Genomic DNA, 24,816 nt, shown 5'->3' with positions numbered 1-24,816 from the left:
CTGTCTAGTTTACCAAACGAGTACTGATGCGCCCCACGTCAATCCGCCACCGAAACCAACCATGAGCACAGTATCTCCGGCTTTCATGCGGCCTTCTTCAGCAGCTTCTACCAGAGCAAGCGGAATGGAGGCTGCAGATGTGTTGGCGTATTTATCCACGTTGACTACAACTTTCTCTTCAGGAAGCTCAAGTCGCTGCATTGCAGATTGGATAATCCGGATATTGGCTTGGTGAGGAACAAACAGATCCACGTCCGTACGTTCCAGGCCAGCCTTGCGCAGAACTTCGATCGTCGCTGTACCCATCACCCGTACTGCAAATTTAAACACTTCACGGCCATTCATGTAAATATAATGTTTTTTGTTCTCAACCGTTTCTACGGATGCAGGCAGACGGGAACCTCCGCCCTCCATTTGAAGCAGGCTTCCGCCCGCACCTTCAGCTCCGAGATCGAATGATTTAAATCCACGGCCTTCCGGCACTTCACCAACGATAACCGCACCGGCGCCATCGCCAAACAGCACACAGGTATTACGGTCGGTATAGTCAGTAATGCGAGACAAGCAATCTGCACCAATAACAAGTGCATTGTTGTACATGCCGCTTTGGATAAAGCTCGTTGCTGTTGCCAGACCGTATACAAATCCGGAGCAGGCAGCAGACAAGTCAAATGCCGCAGCGCCCTTGGCACCAAGCTTATCTTGCAAAATACAAGCAGTAGAAGGGAATGAAGAATCCGGTGTAATAGTTGCCACAATAATCAGATCAAGATCGCTGCCAGTCATGCCAGCAGACTCAAGTGCTTTGATAGCTGCCTCGTATGCCAGATCTGAAGTCGCCTGATCCGGTGCAGCGATGTGACGCTCCTTGATTCCTGTACGACTGACGATCCACTCATCATTCGTATCTACCATTTTCTCCAAATCGCTGTTTGTCAAAATTTTCTCAGGTACATATTTACCAGTACCGATAACCCCTACCGGGCGCAAATTATTCATGTCTTCACTCACTTCCCGCTAATTTCCTTAGATATGCTCTCCACCAGCTGGTTCTGTACTGCAATCCGTGCTTGGCGCACAGCATTTTTGATGGCATTGCCATCAGCCGATCCATGACTTTTCACCACAAGTCTGCTCAAGCCGAGGAGTGGTGCACCACCATGCTCGGTATAATCCAGTTTCCGTTTCAAACCGCGCAGCTCAGGCATGAGCACAGCAGCAGCCAGTTTGCTTTTGAGCGATGATGAGAATTGTTCCTTAAGCAGAGCGAAAATGGCACCTGCTGTGCCTTCGAGCGATTTCAGCAATATATTTCCGGCAAATCCATCACATACAAGCACATCACACGCACCTGTAAGCACATCACGGGCCTCTACGTTACCAACAAAACGAATCGGAAGTTGCTCCAGCAAAGGATAGGCATGTTTGGTCAACTCATTCCCCTTACCGGGCTCCGTTCCCACATTGAGCAGGCCCACTCTTGGTGACGCGATTCCCTGCACTTTTTGCCGATACAAGCTCCCCATCAGACCATACTGTGCGAGGTGTTCCGGTTTGGCATCCATATTCGCACCAAGATCAAGTGCAAGTACACCCACATCATCGATCGTTGGAATCATGGGTGCAAGCGCCGGGCGCTCAATACCTTCCATACGACCTACCACAAGCAAGCCGGCTGTCATCAGCGCTCCGGTATTGCCCGCAGAGATCATGGCGTCTGCTTCGCCTTCCTTAAGCATACGACCTGCAACCACCATGGAGGCATCCTTCTTACGACGGACTGCCTTTACTGGTTCATCATCCGAACCGATCACTTCGGAAGCATGCCGAATCGTCAGATTAGCAGGTTTGGCACCTGACTGACTCAGAAGAGGTTCCAGCTTGGCTTCATCGCCGACCAGGACGATCTGTGTATCCGCCCATTCCGTAGCCGCGGCGATCGCACCTTCTACTGTTGACGCAGGTGCGTTATCGCCTCCCATGGCATCAATGACGATTTTCATCCCAAATGACCTCCTTCTACGCTGTCTTCTCCACCTGAATGGTAGATTACAAAGTTGCCTTGAAACACCATTTCTTCACCCACATAAGTGAACACTTCTACTTTGGCTTTGCCCTTTTGACCCGGAATCGATCTCACATAGGCCTTCGCAATACATTTCTCGGCCAAATGAACCGAACGAACAAAACGAATGTCTGCGGACGCCGTCAAAGCAATCTCGTCATTAATAACGGCTACAGCCAACGAGTTGGCCTGTGCAAAAACATAGTGTCCTCGAGCAATGCCCGTTCTCGAAAATACGTGTTCTTCCTTAATCTCAAACAAGGAAATCCCGCTCTTGTCCAGTTGCAAGTCCACAATATCACCGATAATCTCATGCAGGGGCAACGAGCGCACCTGATCATAGGAACGCTCCGCCATCAGTTTCATCCGCTCCCGAAGCTCGGGAATCCCAAGCTCCAGTCTGTCGAGACGAATCGTCTGAATACTCACCTTCAATTGGCGTGTAAGTTCCTGATCCGTCACAAACGGGTTGTCTTCGATCATTTTGGTTAACTGCTGCTGCCTCTGTCTCTTCGGTACACGTTCGATGCCTGACACCCCCCGCTGTATCGTTTAAGGAACCGCCCAATCCGGTCAGTTCAATACTCTTTCACGTTGCTTCTATAGTTGCATCCCTGTTCAGCAGGGTCGTTCTCACACGAATCATGGTTCATGTTTATGTAACGTCAAATCTTAGAACCTGGTACTAAACTATAGTATATCTCATCCCGTGTCAAAAAGAAAGGCTGGGTGAACAAAAACAATCCTGCCTTGCGGAGCCTGGCTTCACAGCCCCGAACACAACCAGTAACGAGCCTTACTAAAATATCAAAAACGTATATTGAACTATATTCACGAAGATAGAATACAGGTAAAGGTAGTTATTTTTGCGATGCTATAGTCTAAAAAAAGTAGCACCTCATCGAAATGAAGTGCTACTTGATGTCTAGCTATTATTGAGAGATGATCTCTCTTGCTTTGTACGTTCCGCACACTTTGCATACGTGGTGACTAAGCTTCAGCTCGCCACATTGTTCACATTTCACCATACCCGGTACTGCCAATTTAAAGTGAGTGCGACGTTTGTCGCGACGCGTCTTGGATGTTCTCCGTTGAGGTACTGCCATTATTCCCACCTCCTTATCAAAATAAACCTTTGCAGGTAGTTGTTACAATGTTCGATTTTCAATCATGCTCATTTAAAAAAATCCTTGAGCCCTGCAAGCCGCGGATCGATAACTTGGTTATCACAACCGCAGTCACCTTCGTTCAGCTCATGGCCACACTTGGGGCATAACCCTTTGCATGTATCGCTACACAGCGGTATAAACGGAAGATTCAGCAGAAAAGCTTCCTCAGCATAACCCTTCAGATCAACGCTATCTCCATCCACATAGAAAGTATCGTCGTCTTCGTGCAATTCCTCTGGCTGCTTTCCCTTCTTGAATTGCTCATGAAAATCAATATGAAAATGTTCATTAATCGGCTTAAGACACCGGGAGCACAACATGTCCACTCCTACTGTCAGCTTGCCATGAACATCCACAACGTCTCCCTCTCTGAACTCTGCAGATAAATCTGCAGTCAGCGGGGTAACGGCTGTGATATCTTGTCGGTTAGAAACCAGTTCCTTGATATCCCACTGTTCATTAAACTGCAGGGGACCATCACTGGTAGCCACTTTGCGAAATGGCATTAACATTTCCCATCACTCCAAACGAAACCAATCTCATAATTAAAGTTAAACGCCTAACGACAGTTATACAGGTCAAACCTGACTCTTGCAACACATCAAATTCCTGACTGTATGTAATCTGACGATTCATCGTTAAAAGTATTATGAAATTGACTTAACAAACAAAAATCATTATACCGATTTTCCAAGACGTTTGTCAACACTTTTAACTTTACACCCTTTTTGAAATTGACGATCCTAATCCGCATTCGATCTCTGATACATTATAGGCTTACTGTAAGTTAAACTACAAGTCATGCATTTTGAAGGCGGGTTCGGGCTATATCGATCTGAAGGATTCTTTTCTTTTTCGTTGTACACACTGCGATATGATTTGAACAAAGGTATATCCATGTCCTATTATGGAACAAGATGAGCTCACATATTATCGGGCTAGGAAGAGAAAGATTGATCCCCATTTGAATATTTACCGAAAGGAGCGCGTTCTCATATGAAAGCCGTTGGCGTCATTGTTGAATATAACCCTTTACATAACGGACATGTCTACCATCTGAGTGAAGCAAGGCGGCTCAGTGGAGCAGACGTTGTTGTGGCTGTGATGAGCGGCCCTTTCCTCCAGCGCGGCGAACCCGCCATCGTGGGCAAAAGGGCACGCACTGAGATGGCGCTGCATGCTGGCGCCGATCTGGTGCTTGAACTGCCGGTTGCCTATGCTGTACAACCGGCCGAGTGGTTCGCCTTTGGTGCGGTGTCACTTCTGCACCGCACAGGCGTGGTGGACTCGCTCTGCTTTGGCAGCGAGTCCGGCGACCTGGACAGCCTGCAGCGCATTGCGCGCGTGCTGGCTGTGGAGCCCGCAGGGCTGCGCGAGGATATCGCGCGCCGCCTGCGGGAAGGCGCCAGCTACCCCGCCGCATACGCAGGTGCGGCGGCAGCGCTGGCGCCTGGCGGCGTCGATGCAGACGACGCCGCTGCACTGCTGGGGCAGCCCAACAATTCGCTTGGGCTGCATTACCTGATCGCGCTGCAACGGCTGGGCAGCGCGATCAAGCCCTTTACGGCGGCGCGTACCGGTGCCGCGTATCATGAGGCGACGCCCGGACCGGGGGCGATCGCCAGTGCAACCGCCGTCCGCCGCCTGCTGATGGCGGACGGGCCCGAAGCCGCCGCGCCATACGTGCCGGCGGCAACCCTTGCCATTCTGCGGCGCGAATGGCAGGAAGGGCGCGCTCCCGTGCACTGGGAGCGCTTTGCACAGCCGCTGCTGCACATCGCGGCCACACGCCGTGCCTCCGAGCTGGAGCAGATCGCCGAGGTCACGGAAGGACTCGAACACAGGCTGAGCCGTTCACTTGCTCAGCTCCCGGAGCCTTCAGTCGAGGCGTTGCTGAACGCACTTAAAACGAAACGGTACACACGCACAAAGCTACAGCGCATGCTGACCCATATCCTGCTGAATCATACCAAGGCCGAATGTTCGCCCGAGAAGCTGGCTGAAGGGCCAGCGTATCTTCGAGTGCTCGGGTTTAATGCACAAGGACAGGGCCTTTTGAAACAGATGAAAAAGACGGCTTCTCTGCCCGTTCTGCTGAAACCATCAACCTTTGTCCATAACCAGTTGGAACTGGATGTCCAAGCTCAGGCAGCATATGCACTCGCCTGTGAACACATCGATACACGCATGATGTACAGCGACTACTATGAACCACCTGTGAGACTTTAACTCTACGTTCAGTCATATCCATAGCTGGTTCAACATAAACGATTTCGAAGCCCCAAGTTCAATGGATCGACTCACAAGTTTTTGCGGGAGCCAACGCTTACGCATAGATTGATGCAATCCTGATCTACGGGTATAAGATTAATCAAACTCTGTTGATGATGCGTTGTTTAATATCGACTACTCAAACAAAATCCCCCTATCGCACACCGATTCGGCATCGTTGCAATAGGGGGATTTCACATCATTCTCATATTGGTTCAAGCATTATTCGTTGCGAATAATTGTTTTAGGATTTGACAGACAAGGTTTTCAGATAAGCCAGCGCATCATCCACTGTGCTAACAGGAATGAGTTTCATTTTGGTGCCAATTTGTTCAGCCTTAGTTTCAGCTTCTTTATAATTATCCTTCGGCACAAAGAAAAACTCCGCTTCTTTCCGGTCTGCCGCAACAATTTTGTGCACAACGCCACCAATTGCGCCAACCACACCTTCTTTGTTAATAGTTCCAGTGCCAGCAATCCGGTGACCTTTCGTCAAATCTCCAGGGGTCAACTGATTGTAAATCTCCAGGGTGAACATCAGTCCGGCAGATGGACCACCTACCTGAGTATCCGTGAAGGAAATCTGTTTATCCGGATCTTCTGCTTTCACTTTCTGAACCGCTCCGATCATAACACCCAGTGCCGGGCGAACTTCACCGGTTTTGCTATCTTTCACTTCAATCAGTTGAACGTCGCGGCTGATGGTCTCTCCGCCTCGCTCTAATTGCATCTCAACCGTTTCTCCGACCTTTTTGTTCTTTAACTGCTCAGACAGCACTGTATTGTCCGGTGTTGCCGTTCCGTTTACACCCAAAATAATATCTCCGGGCTCAATATCTCCCTTAGGTTTTGGATCTTCGGACAGCCCAAATACAAAAATATGCTCAGGAACAATGGAGTATTTCACTCCCGCCTGCTCATAAGCCGCCTCCATTGCCGAGGATTGTGAATCACTCATGAACCAGACCTGTTCGGCAGAATATTCTGCTTCGCTTTTGCCACGCAGCCGATCTTCTTTTTTATCCACTTGTGCATTTCGGTTAAACAAGGAGGTTCCTAGCAAAAACACATTGGCGTATGTTGCCGACACTGTCGTCATCATAAACACACCACGTTCTTCCTTATCTCCCTCTTTCACGGTAACCATGGGTTTTACTTCGTCGGCACTACCAGGCATATAAATGATATATGGCGTTGGCATATATACCGCAACATAGACGACCAGAGCCACCACGATCACAAAGATCGAAGCTCTGAATCCGCCAGATTTCCGAATCCGATTCATTGCATGAGCCCCCGTTCTTTGCGTATCTTTCAATAATTATAAGTCTAACACTCTCATGCTTTTGCATACAATGGTACAGGCCGGATAGGCCGCTGTTTACAGTAGCTTATCCGGCCAAGGCCGAAGCGTCCACGGACGTCATTCGGCCGTCCACAACTAATCCTGGCCGAGTGTATGCGGCACGATCCATATGAGGTGAAACAATGACAATGCAGAGCGAAGTTACGGTCTCTGGACCGTTACGAACGGTACTTATGAGTACAGGCGCTTTATTGCTGGTAATTGCAGTAGTTGTATCTCCGAAAGATGCATTCGATGCCTCTATTCAAGGTTTAGACATTTGGTGGAAAATCATCTTTCCTGCCATGCTTCCATTTCTGATGTTATCCCAAATGCTGACTGCATTCGGCTTTACCCACGCACTTGGCGTCTTATTAGGGCCATTAATGCAGCGCTGGTTCCGTCTGCCGGGCAAAGCCGGACTGGCCATTGTTGTCGGCATGTGTGGCGGCTTTCCGGCAGGAGCAGATACCGCCTCCCGCCTAGTGCAGGATCAACAAATTACCGCCAAACAGGCGGGTATTGTCGCATCAGCATCTCATTTTGCCAATCCATTGATGATTATACTTGTCATCGGTGCAGCTTTTCTTCATCAGCCTACTGCTGGATATTTCCTTCTGATCGTTCACTGGGTTAGTGGATGGATTGCAGCCATGATCGGAGTACGACTCCTACCCAAGGAATCAAAAGAGGAAGAATTCCCAACTGCAAACCCTTCTTCGTATAAACGACGGAGCCTATGGTCACAAATGATGTTTGCAGCCCGCGAAGCCCAGAAACGTGACGGACGCGGGTTCGGCAAATTGCTTGGAGACACGGTCTCCCAAGCTGTACAAACTTTAATGATGACCGGAGGATATATGATTGTGTTTGCCGTGTTTGTTCGGCTGCTCACTCTCTATATCACCCCCGGTACTTCAGTTGCTTTTTGGCCCTCACTGCTGGAACTGCATCTCGGAACTTATCATCTGAGTCAGAGCCCACTGACACCCGTTCTGCTAATGTCTTTGCTTGCAGCTGTTCTCGGCTGGGGTGGTCTGTGCTCTCATCTGCAAGTCTCCGCCGTGCTGAAAGCTGCGGGACTTGCCACAACGTCCATGTTGTATTTTGCCGGAATCCGCCTGCTTCATGCATTGGTTGCATTTTTCATCAGCTTGCTGCTGTGGCTGCCATTCAGCCGTTACAGTTCCGAAGTCTGGGCTACGTTTCAGAACAATCCGGGCAATGGTTTGGCACCTTTCCTAACCAAGCAGTCCCTGGTAGGCATGAACACCTCCGACATCATCGATGCCGTCTGGAATGGTTTCCCTGCTGCCTGTATCGGTCTGGCATTGCTGCTCACCGTCATGATCTGCCTATCCGGGCTGACCTTCTGGTTTAACCGCCGGTTTTCTCGCTAATTTTCTGACGCAGCGCAGCTTCCACTTCAGGTGAGACCAGATCGGTGACATCTCCGTGGTAGTGGGCAATTTCCTTGACGATGCTGGAGCTCAGATAAGAATATTTCGGATTGGTCATCATAAAAATGGTTTCCGCATCCGGATTTAACTTGCTGTTCGTCGAAGCCAGCTGAAGCTCATATTCAAAATCCGTCACCGAGCGGATACCACGGACAATGACCTGAGCATCTTTTTGCCGTACATAATTTGCCGTCAGATCACGGAAGCTGTCCACCTCCACATTAGGCAGATGACTCGTGACTTCCGTAATAAGACTCTTGCGTTCTTCCACCGTAAATAATGGATTTTTGCTCATATTATTCAACACAGCCACGATGACGCGATCGAACTGCTTCGACGCCCGGGCAATAATGTCCAGATGGCCCATAGTTACGGGATCAAAACTGCCTGGATATACGGCAATTCGTTCCTGACGATGTATCATTTCACTCATGAGGAGCCTCCCCTTCCGCTGCGCTAGGTTCTCCATCTTCTGTTGTTGCAGCAGGTGCATAATAATAGATGGATACAGCTGTCTCCCCATACAATGCCTTGCGCGTTTGTTCAAACGGGCCGAATTGCTCAGGGTAACTATATTTGGATTCATATTCAAGCACAATGGTCGCTTCCGGTTCAAGCAGATCCAGTTCGTGCATCGTAAGCATTAACTCGTCCCCATTTTTCATACGGTAGGGTGGATCAAGAAATACGAGATCAAATTGTGTGTTTCGCTTGGCGAGCGCCTTCAATGCACGACTGGCATCATTCCGGTATATGGCCGCCTGATCTTCCAGCTTGGTTGCTTTCAGATTTGCACGGATCACTTCAATACTTTTCGATTCCAAGTCAACAAAAACAGCCTTGTCCATGCCGCGGCTCAGCGCCTCAATACCGAGACCTCCACTGCCTGCAAACAGATCCAATGCTGTACCGCCCTCAAAATAAGGGCCAATCATACTAAACAACGCTTCCTTCACCTTGTCGGTGGTCGGCCGCGTCCCTGTGCCAGGAACAGCCTTCAGCGGTCTGCCTTTCGCACTCCCAGATACCACTCTCACTGATGAGTCACCTTTTCTCTCTATGTAAGTTTATTGATAAAGCTATCGTACCACAATCGGGTTCAGTTTGAAAAATAGTGCGTCTGCTTTCTCTCTAGAAAATTGTTGACGCAATTGTTGACGGATATGTATAAAAAGGAAACTTTCCGGCCATCCTGTAATTATCGACATCACAAGTGTCGTAGACAACCGCGGAGAAGACTTACGTTTCCCCATAAGCTCTTCGTCCGGTTTCTCCTCTCCCATGAAAAAGAAGCTCTCGAAAGAGAGCTTCTTTTTGTTATCTTTATTATGTACCATAACCCCATTGACTAATTATAAAACCGCCTTCAGACAACCTATTGCCCATATTCATCCATACTGGCCTCGAATTGCGATTGTAACCATCCAATATCTTTCAGCCATTCTTCCATGTCATTCATAAATTCCGTATGATCCAAGTGTTTGATCTTATATTTCTTTAGTTTGTCGTTCAGAAAAGCATAGAAATAATGACTCAGCTCATATCGCTGTCTGTTTTTGCTAAACGTTTTATACTGATCCTCACCGACTGTCATATCAAAGTAAATCGTATTGTCCTTCTTAGCGTATCTGACCGTCGATTTTCTTTCATATTCTTCAGGCAGACATCTGAAAACAAAGAACAGCTCAATGCCACACGCTTGATATTTACTTTCTGCTTTATCAAACACAGGCTGCAATTCATCCGAAAGTGCGGCAACCTGTGTTAACCCTGAGGTGTCTGTCGACTTATCCAGTATCATATTAAAGTCCCTCTTTGTTCATCTCTTTGCTCATCTCTCTGTATTTCCGATTTGAACGGTGCAGGTTAATCATTGAAACCATAAGGAGAACTACAGGCAGCAACATATTCCATGACTGATTCTTAATCATCACAATAGCAAAGAACACCATTGCTGCCCATACCAATATTTCAATTGTTTCATACTTGGTTAACGTACGCTTGAATGCTTTTCTGGAAATAAGACGAATTAGGAAATAAGCGATTAAGCAATAGAATGCGACCATTCCGAGTATGGCAATCAGGGCCAACAACATCTCCATGAACATGCCTCTCATCACCTCTCCACTTCATTTCCTTAATTTTACCATATGAGCGAAAGAGTGTCATCGGAATGCTCCTGCCTGAACTCTTGCACCGCCCCTCATTTACTTCTCTTCACTAATCACTGTCGCGTTATAGATCACAATCCGTTTGCCATCCAGATCAAAAAGTACCTTATTTCCATACTCCGTATCTTGCAAATCAATCTTACCCTCATACGTATGAATCAATTCTCCCGAATTACTGTATACGTTAACCACACGTTCCAGACCCCCGGAGTTGTTGGATCGCATCGTTTTCAGCGCACGTTCACCTGAAGCCGTATTGAAATACCAGATGAAGCATCCCACAATGATGCCTAGTATAACGAGTACCGTTACCCATACACCCGTCTTTGCTTTTCTGCTCAAAATAAACCCCTCCTTTATCCATGTCCAGTACAGTACGAGACAGGTACGGTAGCGGTTTCATAGCTCATCATCTGATAACAGCAAACAGAGGCCCCCAGTTTTGGAGACCTCTGTCCTTTAGCTACATCTTATATAGCGCTATTACAGCGCACGAATGACAAATTCAAATTGCAGTTCGCCGTCCGAGTCGATGCGGTACTCCGGATGAACCGGTGCGCCCCAGCTATCGTCACCACCAACGCCCATTTGTTTGCCGGCTACCGTTACAACCGTATAATGCACCGGAGGCAGCTCATATGCATGTTTTGCATTCTCCAGCTCAAATGCCGTATATGGAGATACATTCAGCTCGACCGGAACTCCAGCCGATTCAATTTTGAAGCCACGTCCCGCGTTGTCGGTCAATTTGGCCCAACGTACACCCGTACGGTTGCCCGACTCTTGCGGTACAAGATATGGAGCAACGGTATCTGCTACCTTGCTGTCATGGATACCCAGACGAGCGCCAAATGCACGGTCCGCATAATTTTCTTCAGGTCCCATCGCCAGCCATTCAACATTTTCAAATTCCGGTGAAGTTTTGAAGGAAAGCGCATGAATCGGAAGATCTGGCAGACCTGCCGTTCCTTTATACGTATTATGCACATGCACACTACCATCTGCACGGACGGTATAAGCCACTTTCACTTGTACATCTGCCGAAATATTAAGTTTGTACGTGAATTCGATCCGATATTGATCCGTGTTTTGTTCCGCTTTCCAGTTCACACATCTAGGCAGCAGACTTGCAGCATACCAAGCCCCAAGCTCGAAGCCCATAGCAGTACCCTTATCATTATCGGTGGTCGCACGCCAGAACAATGGCATTGGAGGCTGTGCAATCGTCTCTTGACCTGACAGCTTCAGGGATACCAATGTTCCGAAAGCCTTGGAGAACAGGACATGGGTCTGACCTACCCTTACCCCGATATTAACGTCCCCTTCAACGACCTGAATTTCATTTGTCAGGTTCAGATCGGACTCTACAATTTCCGACTTTTCCTGAGCAAATACAAACTGTCCAAAAGCAACTTCCTCGCCTTTTTCTGCCCACAATGTTGCTGCTTTTAATACAAACGCGGTATTCACTGCGTATTCCCCGCCAGCAAGAGATTCCACATCAAGTGGAAGTTTCACAACGGTCTCGCTTTGTGGACCCACGTTTACCTCAAACGTTCCATGCAGCACTTCGTGACCTTCCCGATCCAGACTGTATACCAGTTCGAATTCAGATGTGTCTGCAAACAAATTATCGTTAACGATTTTCACGCCTTCCCGATCCGGGAACAGCTTGATGTTCTGGTACAGGAATTTGACTTCCTGCATCTTGGCAGACACTCTGCGGTCTGCGTACACAATGCCGTCTCCACAGAACGAATAGTCCGAAGGACGATCACCGAAATCTCCGCCATAAGCAAGGAACTCTTTGCCGTAACGATCTTTTTTGTATATGGCTTGATCAATGTAATCCCAAATGAATCCGCCCTGATACATCGGATACTTGTCTTCGAGTTCCGTATACTTATGCATACCGCCAATGGAGTTACCCATGGCATGCATATACTCACAGCTGATATATGGCTTTTCCGGATTCGCGTTCAAGAATTCCTCAATGTCGGCCGGTTTGGCATACATACGTGATTCCATATCGCTCGTGTCGTTGAAGCGACGATCGTGGAACACACCTTCATAATGAACAAGACGTGTAGGATCAGCCGATTTGAAATATTGCGAAACTTTATAAATCACTTCACCACCATGAGACTCGTTACCACAAGACCAGATCAGAATGGACGGATGATTTTTATCCCGCTCTACCATCGACACCGCACGATCCATAACGATATCATGCCACTCTGGACGGTCGCCAGGAATAACCCACGAAGGCTCAACTGCACCCAGTTTTTGCCATGATCCGTGTGTCTCCAGGTTCATTTCATCAATCACATACAATCCATATTCATCACACAGTTCATACCATAGGCTTTGGTTTGGATAGTGAGATGTACGAACAGCGTTCATATTGTTTTGTTTGATCGTCTGAACATCCCACAGCATATCTTCCTTGGTTACAGCGCGTCCGCGACGCGGATTGAATTCGTGACGGTTTACCCCTTTGAAGACAATACGTTTACCATTGATGTGCATCACTTTATCGATCATTTCAAATGTACGGAAGCCAACCGCCTGAGGTACAACCTCCAACAGCTCGCCCGCTGCATCATATACTTGAATGTACAGCCGATACAGGTAAGGAATCTCCGCGCTCCACAGGTTTACTTGGCCAATCTCCTCACGAAGACTCACCAGACCATTGGTAACTTCAATCCCGCCAAATGTTTTCACCGTGTTGCCTTCAGCATCCCTTAGTTCAGCGTTCACTTTGGCTCCAGCAGCAGCTTTTCCTTCAAGCTTCAGATCCACGTTTAACGTACCATGGGTATAAGACTTGTCCAAATCCGTTACAACCCGCACATCGCGAATATGCGCAGCCGGAACAGTATACAGATACACATCTCTGAAAATGCCTGAGAACCGCCAGAAATCCTGATCCTCCAACCAACTGCCTGTGCTGCGTTGATACACTTCCACAGCCAGTTTATTCTCTCCGTCCTGGAGAAATGGTGTCAGATCAAAATCGGATGGTGTAAAGCTGTCTTCCCCATACCCGACAAACTGTCCGTTAAGCCATACATAGAATGCAGATTCTACACCCTGAAACGAAATATATACCGGACTGTTCTGCCAGCCTGTTGGCAAATGGAATGTGCGAATATAACTGCCTACCGGGTTTTGGTCCTGCGGTAATGCAGGTGGACGCAATTCGTTTAACCCATCCCAAGGATACTGAGTATTTACGTATTGGATCTGACCGTACCCTTGGAGCTGAATATGCCCCGGTACTTCAATATCATCCCAACCGCCACTGGAGAATTCCTGCTTGTAAAAAGCTTCGGGGCGGCAATCCGGACGGATCGCATAATTAAATTTCCACGTTCCGTTAAGGTTGTAGCGCATAGCCATTGCACCGGATGATTTCGCTTCTTCCATAGTACGGTAATAGCGATGATCCGAGTAAGCGTTAAGGCGGTTTACTTCAAAAACGCTTACATCGCCCAGCCAGTTAATATCTGCTTGTGTTGCTTTCATTCGGCTCTCTCTCCCTCTTGAAACAAATATATTTATTACTTATTCAGTACAGATTCTTATTTTCCTTTTACGAAACAAACATAAACAAACAGAAAGACAGAGGCACGCCATGTCTGGCGTCCTCTTCTCTCTCTTCTACATTGACGTCCATTCAGACGGTTTAATGATGATGCATTACTTAACGGAACCAACCATACCTGCGACAAAGTGTTTTTGCATAATGAAGAATACAATGGCTGTCGGTAATGTCGCGATGACGATGGCGGTCATGATGACACCATAATCCGGTGAATAGCTGGAACCGAGGTTCGAGATTAACAACGGAATCGTCTGTTGGTCTGGCGTTTGCAGCACCACGAGAGGCCACAGGTAGTTATTCCAGCTGCTCATGAATGTGATGATCGCAGCGGCTGCATATGTTGTTTTCATCGTTGGCATGTAGATCTTCAGGAAGATCCCAATTTCGCTCAAACCATCAATCCGGCCAGCTTCAAGCATCTCTTTCGGGAACATTTTGGTGTTCTGACGGAAGAAGAAGATTAGGAACGCCGTTGTGATGGTCGGCAGAATAACTGCGGCCATGGTGTTGATACCGATGAACGGTGCAAAACCAGAGATCGTAGCAAACATCCGGTATAAAGGAACCATCAGCGCTGCGAAAGGAATCATCATCGACAGCAACAGAATGTTAAATACGATATCACGTGATTTCGTCCGATATACTTCGAATCCATAACCGGCCAAGGAACCAATCAGCAAAGCAAGAATCGTGGAAATAACGGAAACAATCGCCGAATTTCCAAGAGCCTGTACCAGATTGGTCGAATCCAGCAATTTGTTGAAGTTATCAAGGAAAGCAGATCCAGGAAGCAGTCTGCCTTTGGTGACATCTACAGAAGCATTGGTCGAACTGACAAGCATCCAGAAGAATGGGAAGATGGACACAAATGCAACGATGGACAAGAAGACATATGTGAATATACGTTTTGCTTTTGCTTTAGCCATTTCTCTCACCTGCCACTTTGAACTGGATAATGGACAATACGATAATCATCAGCACGATGGAATACGAAACGGTTGCCGCATATCCGAAGTCCGGTGAATATTTGAACGAAAGGTTATAGATGTACTGGGAGATGGACATCGTCGCATTACCCGGACCACCTTTTGTGATGTTCATAATCTCATCGAAAATTTGCAATGTACCAATCGTCGATGTAATGGAGGTGAACAGGATAATCGGTTTGAGCAATGGAACGGTAATTTTGAAAAATTGCGTGAAAGCATTTGCTCCATCAATCCGTGCAGCTTCATAGATCGACTGATCAATGTTCTGAAGAGATGACAGATAGAAAATCATGTTATATCCGGTCCAACGCCAAGTAACAGCGATTATAATCGTAATTTTAGCCCAGAACGGGTCAGTGATCCATTGAATCGGTTCAGCAATCACGTGCAAATTCATCAGGAATTGGTTAACCATACCGTCAGAAGAGAACAGATATTTGAATACGACAGAGTAGGCAACCAATGAGGTTACGCAAGGTAGGAAGATAGCAGTACGGAAGAAGCTACGGAAGCGCAACGTACTGTCATTCAATAAAACGGAAATAAACAAACCGAGAATAATCATGACAGGCACTTGAATGATCAAGTACAGAAATGTATTGGATACAGCAGTACGGAACGTTGTATCAATGAATAATCTTTTATAGTTATCCAGGCCCGTAAATTCAAGATTGGCTCCTACACCAGACTTGAACGATAAGAGCAGCGCTTGCAGCATCGGATAGAAGTAAAATGCAACGATCCCGATAACAGCGAGCGATATAAAAGCCCATCCAGTCAAATTATTTTTCTTTTGCAGACTGTCTCCTGTATTCATGGCTTTGGCTTTCACAGTATGGCTCCTCTCTCTCCGTGTAACATGGATAGAACCCAGGGAGCCTCCACCATGTCCGGGTCGGCTGTTGCTTGTGCCAGACAGTGGAACGGCTCCGATGCTTCCTTGGGTTCTATAAGTTACCGTGGATCATCTTAGTTTAATTGTGCTTCAGCTTGTTTCTGTGCATCAGCCAGAACGTCATCAATCGCTTTGCCGTTCAGGAAGTTTTGCATTTCAACAACCAGAATGTCCTCGATGGCATATGTGTTGATACCGTAGTTTACGCTAGGGATTTCTTGTGTCCATTTTGCAAAATCAGCAAACACTTTTTGTCCACCGAAGAACTCGTCGGCTTTATCAAATGCTTCGCCTTCTGCCGCCGGTTTGTACGTGCCGATTGCACCAATGTTGTTCAGCAAATCTTGATACAATTGTTTATCAGAACCGAATGTTTTACCCATGAAGTCAGCCGCTTGGTCTGCACCAGCAACATTATTCATGACGTACCAAGAGCTGCCACCCAAGTTGGATGCGTGTACAGAATTCGATTGTCCAGCCATTTTAGGAAGTGGTGCTACCGCCCATTTGCCAGATTGCGATGCTTCTTGACGCACGGATGGTGTAATCCAGTTTCCTGTAGGAATGGTAGCAACATCACCATTGTTGAATGCTGCCACGAATTGGCTCCAGTCGGAGTTCAACTTAACGATATTTGCATCCATCATTGCTTTGTACGTTACAAATGCTTCTTTCAGTGCTGCATTGCCAGCCAGATCAGGTGTTTTACCATCTTCTTTGGAATACCATGAACCTGCGGATTGAATCATCATACGGATCAGACCCAAATCGTTAGGATCAAGTGTGATCAGATCTTTGCCAGTTTTGGCTTTCACATCTTTACCGATTTTGATGTAATCATCCCATGTGATGTCCTGAAGGTCAGCTGCTTTGTAGCCTGCTTGCTCCAGCAAATCTGTTCTGTAGTAGAGACCTGTTACACCAGAGTCAAACGGAACACCAAACTGTTTGCCATCAAAAGCGGTTGGTCCCAGTTTGTACTCTGCGAAATCGGAAGCTTTGATTGTAGAGGACATATCTTTAAATGCATCAGGGTAAGCGTTCAGGAAACTTTGTGCACGGTAATCTTCAATCAGAACAATGTTCGGAAGGCCGCTGCTTGTTCCCGAGTTCAAACCTGTATTCAGCTTTTGGATAATATCAGCTTGAGCATATTCAATGATGTTGATTTTCAGATCAGGATTTTGTTTTTGATAGGCTTCTTTTGCTGTTTCTAATGCAGCGACGTTAAACGCTTTATCCCAAGCCCAGATCGTAATTTCATTAGCGGTTTTTTCACCCTCACTTGCCTTGTTCCCTCCACCACCGGAAGAACATGCAGACAACAGCAGGACAGTAACGAGCATCAGTACCCACATTTTTTTCAAACGATTCAACTCCCCTTCGACCTCTTTGTGTGTAATTTGTTTGCGTTTTCTGAAAGCGTTTGCTCTCGATGAATTCATCTTATCATTCCCAAATCTTCATTCGTTAGTAATAATTTTGTGTTGATTTGTCATATTATTGCCACAATGAAAACCTTTACAGAAACCGCTTGCATTAAATTTGTTTTTTTGTAATTTCTTTTGATTTTGTACTTTTTTAATCTGAATATTTTACAAGTCTGGCTGAATTCTTACGCTCTGAGCACCAAAAAGGCCCTCCCGTGTTGTCAACGACAACCCAGGAAGACCTTCTATAAAGCCACCTTTTCATAAAAATAACGACCTTGTATTCACTCAAAAGCTATTATTAGCTCGTAATCAACGGAAGTGTAACAGTAACCCTTGTACCCTCTCCCGGTTTGCTCATTATGGTTACACCATAAGGTGCCCCGTACAATAGCTCTATGCGATCATGTACATTCCGGATACCAATACCACTAAACAATTGCCGATTATTCTTCGGATTGGGCAGCGACTCACCCATGGAGAATCCTTCTATCCCGTCCCCGTTATCCATAATCTCGCAAATCAATGACTCTCCGGCTCTGGAGACCATCACATGAATAGTGCCTGTTTCCTTGGAAATGAATCCATGGAAGAAGGCATTCTCGATAAAGGGCTGAATCACCAGTTTGGGTACATGATAATGTGTACAATCCGGAGCTACGTAGAAGGCTGCTTTAATGCGCCCTCCGTATCGGACATGATTAATGAATACATAGTTTTTCAGGTTTTCGACCTCTTGCTCCACCGTTATCGTCTCACTCACGTTACTAATCGTATTCTGCAATAAGGAGATTAACGCATTGATGGTTTCGGCAGCCCTATCCTTGTTGCCTTGCTGAACCAGAACTTTCACGGAAGCCAGGGTATTGTACAGGAAATGAGGATTAATCTGGCTTTGCAGCGCCGCCAGCTCGGCATTTCGTTGCTCCCGCTGTGTAAGTACCAGCTGATCCACATAGTCATGAAGTTCGTCCAGCATGTAGTTATAGGCGTGACCTAACTGTCGACTCTCATAACTCCCACTGACTGGAATATAGTTGTCCAGATCACTTTTGGTTATATTGGACATCTGCTTCACAAGTCTGCGCAGCGACTTCGTGATCTGATTCGTAATAAGGAACACGAGTATGAGAGCTCCGGCTACAATGGCTGCACAGATCAGAGCAATTGTCTTCATGTCAATCAGCTGCCCCATCGCGAGATCCTTATCGACGACGTTTACAATATAAAACCGATAAAATGGTAAGTACTCGGACAATACCACACTGTCCTGATCCATGACCCGTGCATTTACACCTTTTACACTTTCGTTATTCATTTCTCTGGCATAGGTCAGCAATTCGAGTTGAGTGGTGCCGATCCACTCTTCACGATTGGACGATACAATCTCACCCGTATCATTCAGAATAACCACATCATTGCCCCTGCTCGTGAAACTGCTATAGAACTGACGAAATGCGTTCTCTCTCATGGTGACATACAACGTACCATAGAGTCGGTTTTCAGCACGATCCGTCAATGCCTTGGTCGCTGAGATCATCTGCTGGGCAGTCTCATCATTCGTCTGATAGTCGTCAAAAATGATCCGGTTCGGACTGGCCGCTGCTTCCAGCGTAATCGGCTGCTCTTTCAATTCATCTGCTGATAAACGAAGATGAGATCGATCGGTGGAATACGTACGCCCATTAATACCGCTAATCGTTATACCAACTTCATAGGACTCCGTAATTGATTGAATCCGGTCCATCGTTTCTCTCATATTATAATAGGATTTTGCCATCGTGAGGGAGTCACCCTCCCCCTCAGACAGATAACCACGAATTGCCCCGCTTTGGCTAACATTATTGGATACAGCAGCAATCGCATCGTTGAAGGATTCAAAGTTCGTTTTGATCTGGCTAAGTACCTTGGAGTTCGTAATACTGAACGTCTCGGTAAACAGCTTGGTCGACATATGAATCGATGTCCATAGAATGAGCACGGAGACAAGAATGATGCTAACGAACATAACGAGGAACAGTTTTGGGAAAAGTCCAAGCCTTGAGAATGCATTCATCCATTTCTTCATTTATTTCTTCCTTCTGACGTTATGCCCAGAATTTTCGCCGGTATCGGCTCGGTGACAGTCCAGTAAATTTTTTGAACACCTTGCAAAAGTAACTGTGGTCGGAATACCCTACCATGCTGCTAATTTCGGAAATGGTAACATCGTCTGAGCGGAGCAGTTCCTCTGCCTTTTCAATCCGAATCTTATTCAAATATTCGTTAAAGCCTTCTTTTTTGTGTGAAGAGAAATAACTGGACAAGTACGATGGATTAAAATGAAAATGCTTGGCTACTTCGGCAAGTCCGAGCGGCTGATCAAAGTGCTGATGCATATATTCCAGCAGCATTTTCATATTCGGATCACTTCGTCTTGCGCCCTCTCCAGTCGTGCACTCCTGTACCTCAGCCATGAACTGATCCAGCACATTCATCGCTTCTGTTAGACTAGAGGCGCCATCCACATGTTTGAAATAGGCATACTTGCTCTCTTCCAGTGCAGCGGACTGCACATCCATATCAGCCAAGGTAATGGTCACGTTAAAGATCAGATTGCCCAGAAAGGACTTAATTTCAAACACATCCGCAATATAATCCCGCCCCAACGTAAGGGCATGCTCCTGCAAATATTCTCTTGCGGCTTCTGTTCGATTTCGCTTCACATGCTGCAAAAACATGTTCACATTGAACTGATATCCTGCAGGGTGAAGAGGCGGAAGTTCGCCATACACCAGAATAGATCGGTCCTCATAATAAAAGCGATACTCCATTAGCTTGATCAGACGTGTTCGATATACGTCCCCCATCTCTTCAAATGAAGAGAAGCTGTCGCTCAGCACCCAGCAAGGTCCGTCCTGCCCGTCCTTATTCTCGCTCGCCAACTCCTTAATTCGCTGCACCATCCACTCATCCTTCGCAGACTCAACATTAAGGAGCACCACTGGCGAGGTACCTTCGGCCGGAACGATTGCGCACTCCACGTCGGGGAGCAGATCCCGTAACCTGGACTCCAATTGCTCGTTATCCAGCTTGTGCACACGTACTTGTGTATCCTGCGGCTTATATACGAGTAAGCGGAAGCATCGGTGAGGAAACGTCTCCCTAATCATAAGCAACTCATTATCCTCATCCAACGTAAAACCGGACAGCATTTTCTCCATCAGTTGTCCGAGCCTCCACCCATCATGAGAAGGCTCAAACTGCAATTCGGGAATTTTGCCAGCCGTACGCTGAAGTACTTGTAATAATTCATTAGTATCCAGTTTCGGTTTCAATATATAGTCTGCTGCTCCATTTTGGAGCGTTGAACGTACATATTCAAATTCACTGAAGCTGCTAAGTACGATAACCTCAATCTGCGGATGACTGGCTTTTAACGTCCTGACAAATGTTTCCCCATCCATCACAGGCATTACGATGTCCGTAATGACAATATCCGGCTGTAATGAGTGTACCTGTTCAAGCCCTTCTTCCCCGTTGGAAGCTTCACCTACAATCTGAAAACCTTCAGCTTCCCAGTTCATATGGTGCTTAATGCCTTGCCTTACAAGAAACTCATCGTCAACAATCAGCACCTTACACAACCGGTTCATGACCCTTGACCCCCTTGTCTAATCTTTCTTCTATGTCTGTTCAAGATATACCATCATATATCGGATAGAATGGCTTCCCCGTGTTAGCGGTTACATTAATTTAAAAGTTTTGTACTTCTTTTTATATCTCAAAATGAACGTTTAAGCAATGGTAGGCATTTTGCATAAATCCATAGAGCGACTTTCAATCAGCAAGATATAGATCGAAATGCATCTATTCGTCTTTATCTTGTACCCGGGAGTGAGTTGATTCGAATAATGCAAAATGCTAACGGAAACTCACTTTAGTGTACACTATATTTCGACAAAATAAGAAGCCCCGGCCCGCCATGAATCATTTTCGGCGAGCCAGGACTTCTTATCGATATACGTTTAAATTAAGTCATACTTTCATTTCAAGTTCAGGTCTAAGGTTCGATACCCCATTGAAGACTTCCGGCAATATATCCCGTTACTTTGTTCCAGTCAGTATAGGCTGTTTGACTTGGAGCAAACGAATAATCATCCGTCTGAGTGTAGTTGGTCCAGTCTGTTTTGGAGAACCGTGCCTGAATTTCAGTACTTTGCCCCGCTGCCAATGAACCCGCAGAAGTTTTGAAGCCAATCTCCAGCACGGAATCTGCTCCGGTCACTGGGGTCGACAGTGCGCTAAACGCCCCTGTAACATTGTCGTTTCCAGCTGTTGCCCAGTCACAGAAAAAGTTTTGGGCTTGAGCGCCATTGATCGTATAATAGTAACGAATTTTGACGTCGGAAAGATTAATGGCCGAAGTACCTGTATTCGTTAATTTGATCTTAGGATTAATGGAGTTCCCCGTTGCTGAAGTCGTTCCATTAAACATCTCAATTCGAATGGCTCCTGCGGGTACAGCCGTCGTGTCTTTGATCGTCAGATTTAGGATCGCATCATTGCCTGCACTGAAATGAAAGGTTAACGCGGCGCTTCCCTTGGACAAAGAAGCCAGATAGGTTTTACTCAACACGACCTGATTGCCCGATAATGTGTAATCCGTACCTGAAACCAGCGTTGTATTGCCATTACGTATTGCACTAAAAGTGTTTCCGTTCAGTGTCAACGTTACAGGAATATCTACCTGATTGCCTGTATTTTTATCAAATTCCGCATTCACTGGTGTGATGGCCGAACTGTTCACCGGAGTCTCGCCTCCACCTTCTCCACCGCCATTGTTCCCACCAATACGGTCAGCATATAAAATGCCTCGTCCATTCGTACCCAGATACACTCTTCCATACAAACGTGGATCACCTGTAATCGTGGTCACACGTGCATATTGATGCTGATTATCGTTAATCCGTACCCAATTCGCCCCGCCGTCATCGGAACGGAAAAATCCACGTGTTCCATCAATCTTAGCAATCGTGTACAGCGCGACCACGTTCTGCCCAGGTGCAGCTTTACCAAAACCGATGCTGTCCGCTTCCTCCACATTTGCAAGCTTGGTAAAGGTCGCTCCTGAATCGGTGGAATGCCACAGACCATATGGCCCTTCCTCTTCACTGCCGCCTGCAAACCAAAGTTCGCCTTCCGTTCCTGGAACAGCGTCCAGATCCGCGTTACCTTCTACCGGAAGCCCCGTTGCCGCAGATGCAGTGAAGGAGGCACCACCATTGGTGCTCACATAGACTTTACCGGCAGCAAATCCATAGAATTTGTTCGGATTTACCCGGTCGGAGATCACTTTTGCCTGTGCGGGTATACCTGAACTCGCTGTCCATGAGTTGCCGCCAGTGGAATAATGCACACCCTTGTCCGACGTGCTCCATACAAGTCGATTACCATTTGCCGAGATAGCTACGGTTCCTCCTCCGGTTGTACCGGCAGGCTCTGCGTTTGCCTTATACCACGTGGTCCCACCATCGCTGGATAAACCAATGGATTTTGCATTCGGATCAGCAGTATAGTCTGCTTTACCAACGCGAACCATGGTATTCGGACTTAACTCTGCAAAATCCAGACTTTCCGTAGAAGAGTAGTTGGGGCTGGTAAACATCGTAGCTGGTGACTGATCCAGATTGTTATGACGGAATCCCGAGACATCCCCTACCCCACTTAACAAATGTGCACCGCTTGGCGGGCTGATCAGATCCAGAACCGCGATCTCCTCGACCCCTTTGGCCATCACTGAAATATTGATTTTGTTGCCGTCATCCCAGTCTGTCAGATTTTTCGTGCCGTAGATGGTCGCACCTGTTCCATACATCATGCGGTCAGAGTCAAACGGGTCAATCTCCAGATCGCCAATCATCCAGCCCAGCTTTGGAGAAACTTCAGGCGGTGCAGGATTCGTCCCAAAGGTCAACCAAGGAGCGGCCGAAATATCCTGTGTATAGCGCATTTTACGGTTTGGATATCCTTCAAATTCCCAAATGCGGGTCCAAGTAGCTCCACTGTCCGTACTGCGGAACAGATTCGCGTCAGGCCACCAAGAGTTGAGGGTTGCCACCATCAGTGTACCAGGATGCTGAGCATCTACAGCCAGTCCGCCGTATCCAAAATAATTGTCCGAGCTGCTGCTCGGCACTGGACTAATGTTGGTCCATACCCCTGTAGTCGTATTTAGTTTCCAGAGGTCTCCCTTTTCCCCATCATAAGGGCCTGCACCATCGCTGTATGAAATATAGAGATTTCCATTGGCATCCAGTTCTCCGTGATGAGGTAAATACCCTGTAGGCTGTCCAGCAACAGCAGTCCACGTTGCGCCTCCATTTGTACTGCGGTATATGCTTTGATTTTTGTCGGCTACCCCGACATAGATGGTCTGTGTTGCCTGTCCAGCAGAACCTGATGATTTGTCAAACGTGATCCAAGAAAGACCCACGATGTCACTGGTATATTCATAAGACGGGTCTTCTACATACGTACCGGGATTCGGGAAGCTCGTTACTTTGTTCCAGGTTACGCCGTAATCCGTACTTTTCCAGAGTCCGTTGCCACTACGTGCACCAAAATACAAAATGCTATTTTTATTCGGATCAACGGTCAGGCGTTCCCCCATGGAACGTCCCGGCATGTTACCGCCGACTTTGAACGGAAGAGTAGTGGTCTGCCAAGTATCACCGCGGTCCGTAGAGCGCAGGATGGAGCCGTTGTTTTTGTCCCATGAATTCGTGTACGTGCCGACAGCCATATACACTCGATTCGGATCAACCGGGTCTGTTGCCAGCGCATCGACACCGTTTTTGTTCCAATCATCCCAGCCAACAAAATCGGTGAGTGGAATCCAACTCTCATTCGCAGGATTCCAGCGATAGGCTCCCCCAATATCCGTCCGGGCATAGATCAAATCTTTCTCTGACTCATTGAAAATAATCCCCGGCACAAAACCCCCACCAGCCCCGGTCACGACATTTTTCCACTGGTATGAATCACTCGGTGCCGCATCTGTTGTTCCAACGAGTACTCCCAACGAAACTGCTGCAACAGCAACCGTCAAACTCATCACCCGCAGCTTTCCCAAAAACGTTTTCATAATTACTTAGCCTCCTCTTCAATATGTTCATCGCATCCGGTAAACCCCGCTGTGTCATCATGTTGATGAGTGCAGTGTCAGACATTTAATGCATTGGAACAGGCAACCAGCCCCACCTCCTCTCTATTTTTATAAAACGCTTTCATAAATCAATTTTGATTACCATTCATTGGATTAACCTTGCAATAAATAACATTCGATGGCAATTAAAAAACCCCTTCTGCCCAAATTCTATTTTTTGTATTTTTTTCTGCATATCGCTTTTGAAAACATAAAAAAAGGATG

21 protein-coding genes are annotated in these 24,816 nt (G+C 46.9%); 2 read left to right on the top strand and 19 right to left on the bottom strand.

Annotated elements, in window-relative coordinates:
- Positions 1 to 9: 9 nt before the first annotated feature.
- The 5 genes from BLV50_RS01215 to BLV50_RS01195 all read right to left on the bottom strand — a co-directional run bounded on the left by BLV50_RS01215 (position 10) and on the right by BLV50_RS01195 (position 3,746).
- Positions 10 to 999 (bottom strand): beta-ketoacyl-ACP synthase III, encoded by a 990-nt coding sequence (locus BLV50_RS01215; RefSeq protein WP_063564927.1) that lies wholly within the window; start codon positions 997 to 999, stop codon positions 10 to 12.
- 8 nt (positions 1,000 to 1,007) lie between these two features.
- Positions 1,008 to 2,003: a phosphate acyltransferase PlsX gene (gene plsX / locus BLV50_RS01210; RefSeq protein WP_063564669.1), complete on the bottom strand. Its 996-nt coding sequence runs from the start codon at positions 2,001 to 2,003 to the stop codon at positions 1,008 to 1,010.
- Positions 2,000 to 2,548: a transcription factor FapR gene (fapR, locus tag BLV50_RS01205; protein WP_063564670.1), complete on the bottom strand. Its 549-nt coding sequence runs from the start codon at positions 2,546 to 2,548 to the stop codon at positions 2,000 to 2,002. The genes plsX and fapR overlap by 4 nt, the downstream gene beginning before the upstream one ends.
- Before the next feature lie 449 nt (positions 2,549 to 2,997).
- The gene (gene rpmF / locus BLV50_RS01200) at positions 2,998 to 3,171 is read right to left on the bottom strand and encodes a 50S ribosomal protein L32 (RefSeq protein WP_017689233.1); all 174 of its coding nucleotides are present in this window, start codon (positions 3,169 to 3,171) and stop codon (positions 2,998 to 3,000) included.
- Positions 3,172 to 3,239: 68 nt separating this feature from the next.
- Positions 3,240 to 3,746: a YceD family protein gene (locus BLV50_RS01195; protein WP_063564671.1), complete on the bottom strand. Its 507-nt coding sequence runs from the start codon at positions 3,744 to 3,746 to the stop codon at positions 3,240 to 3,242.
- A gap of 484 nt (positions 3,747 to 4,230) precedes the next feature.
- Here BLV50_RS01195 and BLV50_RS01190 point away from each other — a divergent pair, with 484 nt between their 5' ends.
- Positions 4,231 to 5,463 (top strand): nucleotidyltransferase, encoded by a 1,233-nt coding sequence (locus BLV50_RS01190; RefSeq protein WP_090805354.1) that lies wholly within the window; start codon positions 4,231 to 4,233, stop codon positions 5,461 to 5,463.
- Between the two features lie 286 nt (positions 5,464 to 5,749).
- Here BLV50_RS01190 and BLV50_RS01185 read toward each other — a convergent pair whose 3' ends face one another.
- The gene (locus BLV50_RS01185) at positions 5,750 to 6,790 is read right to left on the bottom strand and encodes a SepM family pheromone-processing serine protease (protein ID WP_064639097.1); all 1,041 of its coding nucleotides are present in this window, start codon (positions 6,788 to 6,790) and stop codon (positions 5,750 to 5,752) included.
- Positions 6,791 to 6,993: 203 nt separating this feature from the next.
- Between BLV50_RS01185 and BLV50_RS01180 the strand changes: the two genes are divergently transcribed.
- Positions 6,994 to 8,250 carry a nucleoside recognition domain-containing protein gene (locus tag BLV50_RS01180; RefSeq protein ID WP_090805351.1) on the top strand — a complete coding sequence of 419 codons (1,257 nt, stop codon included), beginning with the start codon at positions 6,994 to 6,996 and terminating at the stop codon, positions 8,248 to 8,250.
- On the opposite strand, the gene coaD is transcribed toward BLV50_RS01180, so the two are convergent.
- From coaD to BLV50_RS01115, 13 genes are all read right to left on the bottom strand, one after another.
- Positions 8,228 to 8,734: a pantetheine-phosphate adenylyltransferase gene (gene coaD, locus BLV50_RS01175; RefSeq protein ID WP_090807427.1), complete on the bottom strand. Its 507-nt coding sequence runs from the start codon at positions 8,732 to 8,734 to the stop codon at positions 8,228 to 8,230. The two genes, BLV50_RS01180 and coaD, sit on opposite strands and share 23 nt — an antisense overlap.
- 1 nt (position 8,735) lies before the next feature.
- Positions 8,736 to 9,347 carry a 16S rRNA (guanine(966)-N(2))-methyltransferase RsmD gene (rsmD, locus tag BLV50_RS01170; protein WP_063564674.1) on the bottom strand — a complete coding sequence of 204 codons (612 nt, stop codon included), beginning with the start codon at positions 9,345 to 9,347 and terminating at the stop codon, positions 8,736 to 8,738.
- Between the two features lie 42 nt (positions 9,348 to 9,389).
- Positions 9,390 to 9,593: a hypothetical protein gene (locus BLV50_RS01165; RefSeq protein ID WP_072733440.1), complete on the bottom strand. Its 204-nt coding sequence runs from the start codon at positions 9,591 to 9,593 to the stop codon at positions 9,390 to 9,392.
- A 92-nt stretch (positions 9,594 to 9,685) separates the two neighbouring features.
- Positions 9,686 to 10,111, bottom strand: a complete 426-nt coding sequence (locus BLV50_RS01160) for a hypothetical protein (RefSeq protein WP_090805346.1) — start codon at positions 10,109 to 10,111, stop codon at positions 9,686 to 9,688.
- Between the two features lies 1 nt (position 10,112).
- A complete protein-coding gene (locus BLV50_RS01155; RefSeq protein WP_139209279.1) occupies positions 10,113 to 10,412 on the bottom strand; it encodes a hypothetical protein in 300 nt (99 codons plus the stop codon).
- 105 nt (positions 10,413 to 10,517) lie between these two features.
- Positions 10,518 to 10,823 carry a hypothetical protein gene (locus BLV50_RS01150; RefSeq protein WP_063564677.1) on the bottom strand — a complete coding sequence of 102 codons (306 nt, stop codon included), beginning with the start codon at positions 10,821 to 10,823 and terminating at the stop codon, positions 10,518 to 10,520.
- A 141-nt stretch (positions 10,824 to 10,964) separates the two neighbouring features.
- Positions 10,965 to 14,012 (bottom strand): beta-galactosidase, LacZ type, encoded by a 3,048-nt coding sequence (locus tag BLV50_RS01145; RefSeq protein WP_090805343.1) that lies wholly within the window; start codon positions 14,010 to 14,012, stop codon positions 10,965 to 10,967.
- Positions 14,013 to 14,186: 174 nt separating this feature from the next.
- Positions 14,187 to 15,017 (bottom strand): carbohydrate ABC transporter permease, encoded by an 831-nt coding sequence (locus BLV50_RS01140; RefSeq protein ID WP_063564679.1) that lies wholly within the window; start codon positions 15,015 to 15,017, stop codon positions 14,187 to 14,189.
- Positions 15,010 to 15,897, bottom strand: coding sequence for a carbohydrate ABC transporter permease (locus tag BLV50_RS01135; protein WP_053783937.1), 888 nt, complete (start codon positions 15,895 to 15,897; stop codon positions 15,010 to 15,012). Before BLV50_RS01135 ends, BLV50_RS01140 begins: the two co-directional genes overlap by 8 nt.
- Before the next feature lie 152 nt (positions 15,898 to 16,049).
- Positions 16,050 to 17,333: an ABC transporter substrate-binding protein gene (locus BLV50_RS01130; RefSeq protein ID WP_371121407.1), complete on the bottom strand. Its 1,284-nt coding sequence runs from the start codon at positions 17,331 to 17,333 to the stop codon at positions 16,050 to 16,052.
- 373 nt (positions 17,334 to 17,706) lie between these two features.
- The gene (locus BLV50_RS01125; protein WP_063564680.1) at positions 17,707 to 19,473 is read right to left on the bottom strand and encodes a cache domain-containing sensor histidine kinase; all 1,767 of its coding nucleotides are present in this window, start codon (positions 19,471 to 19,473) and stop codon (positions 17,707 to 17,709) included.
- 19 nt (positions 19,474 to 19,492) lie between these two features.
- On the bottom strand, positions 19,493 to 21,040 hold the full coding sequence (locus BLV50_RS01120) for a response regulator transcription factor (RefSeq protein WP_090805340.1): 1,548 nt from the start codon (positions 21,038 to 21,040) through the stop codon (positions 19,493 to 19,495).
- 407 nt (positions 21,041 to 21,447) lie between these two features.
- Positions 21,448 to 24,531, bottom strand: coding sequence for a X2-like carbohydrate binding domain-containing protein (locus BLV50_RS01115; protein ID WP_090805338.1), 3,084 nt, complete (start codon positions 24,529 to 24,531; stop codon positions 21,448 to 21,450).
- Positions 24,532 to 24,816 lie beyond the last annotated feature (285 nt).

This window comes from Paenibacillus sp. 276b, assembly GCF_900107875.1.
GTDB lineage: Bacteria > Bacillota > Bacilli > Paenibacillales > Paenibacillaceae > Paenibacillus > Paenibacillus marchantiae.
The sequence above is the reverse complement of the archived record's forward strand: the minus strand, read 5'-3'. Positions and strand labels throughout refer to the sequence as shown.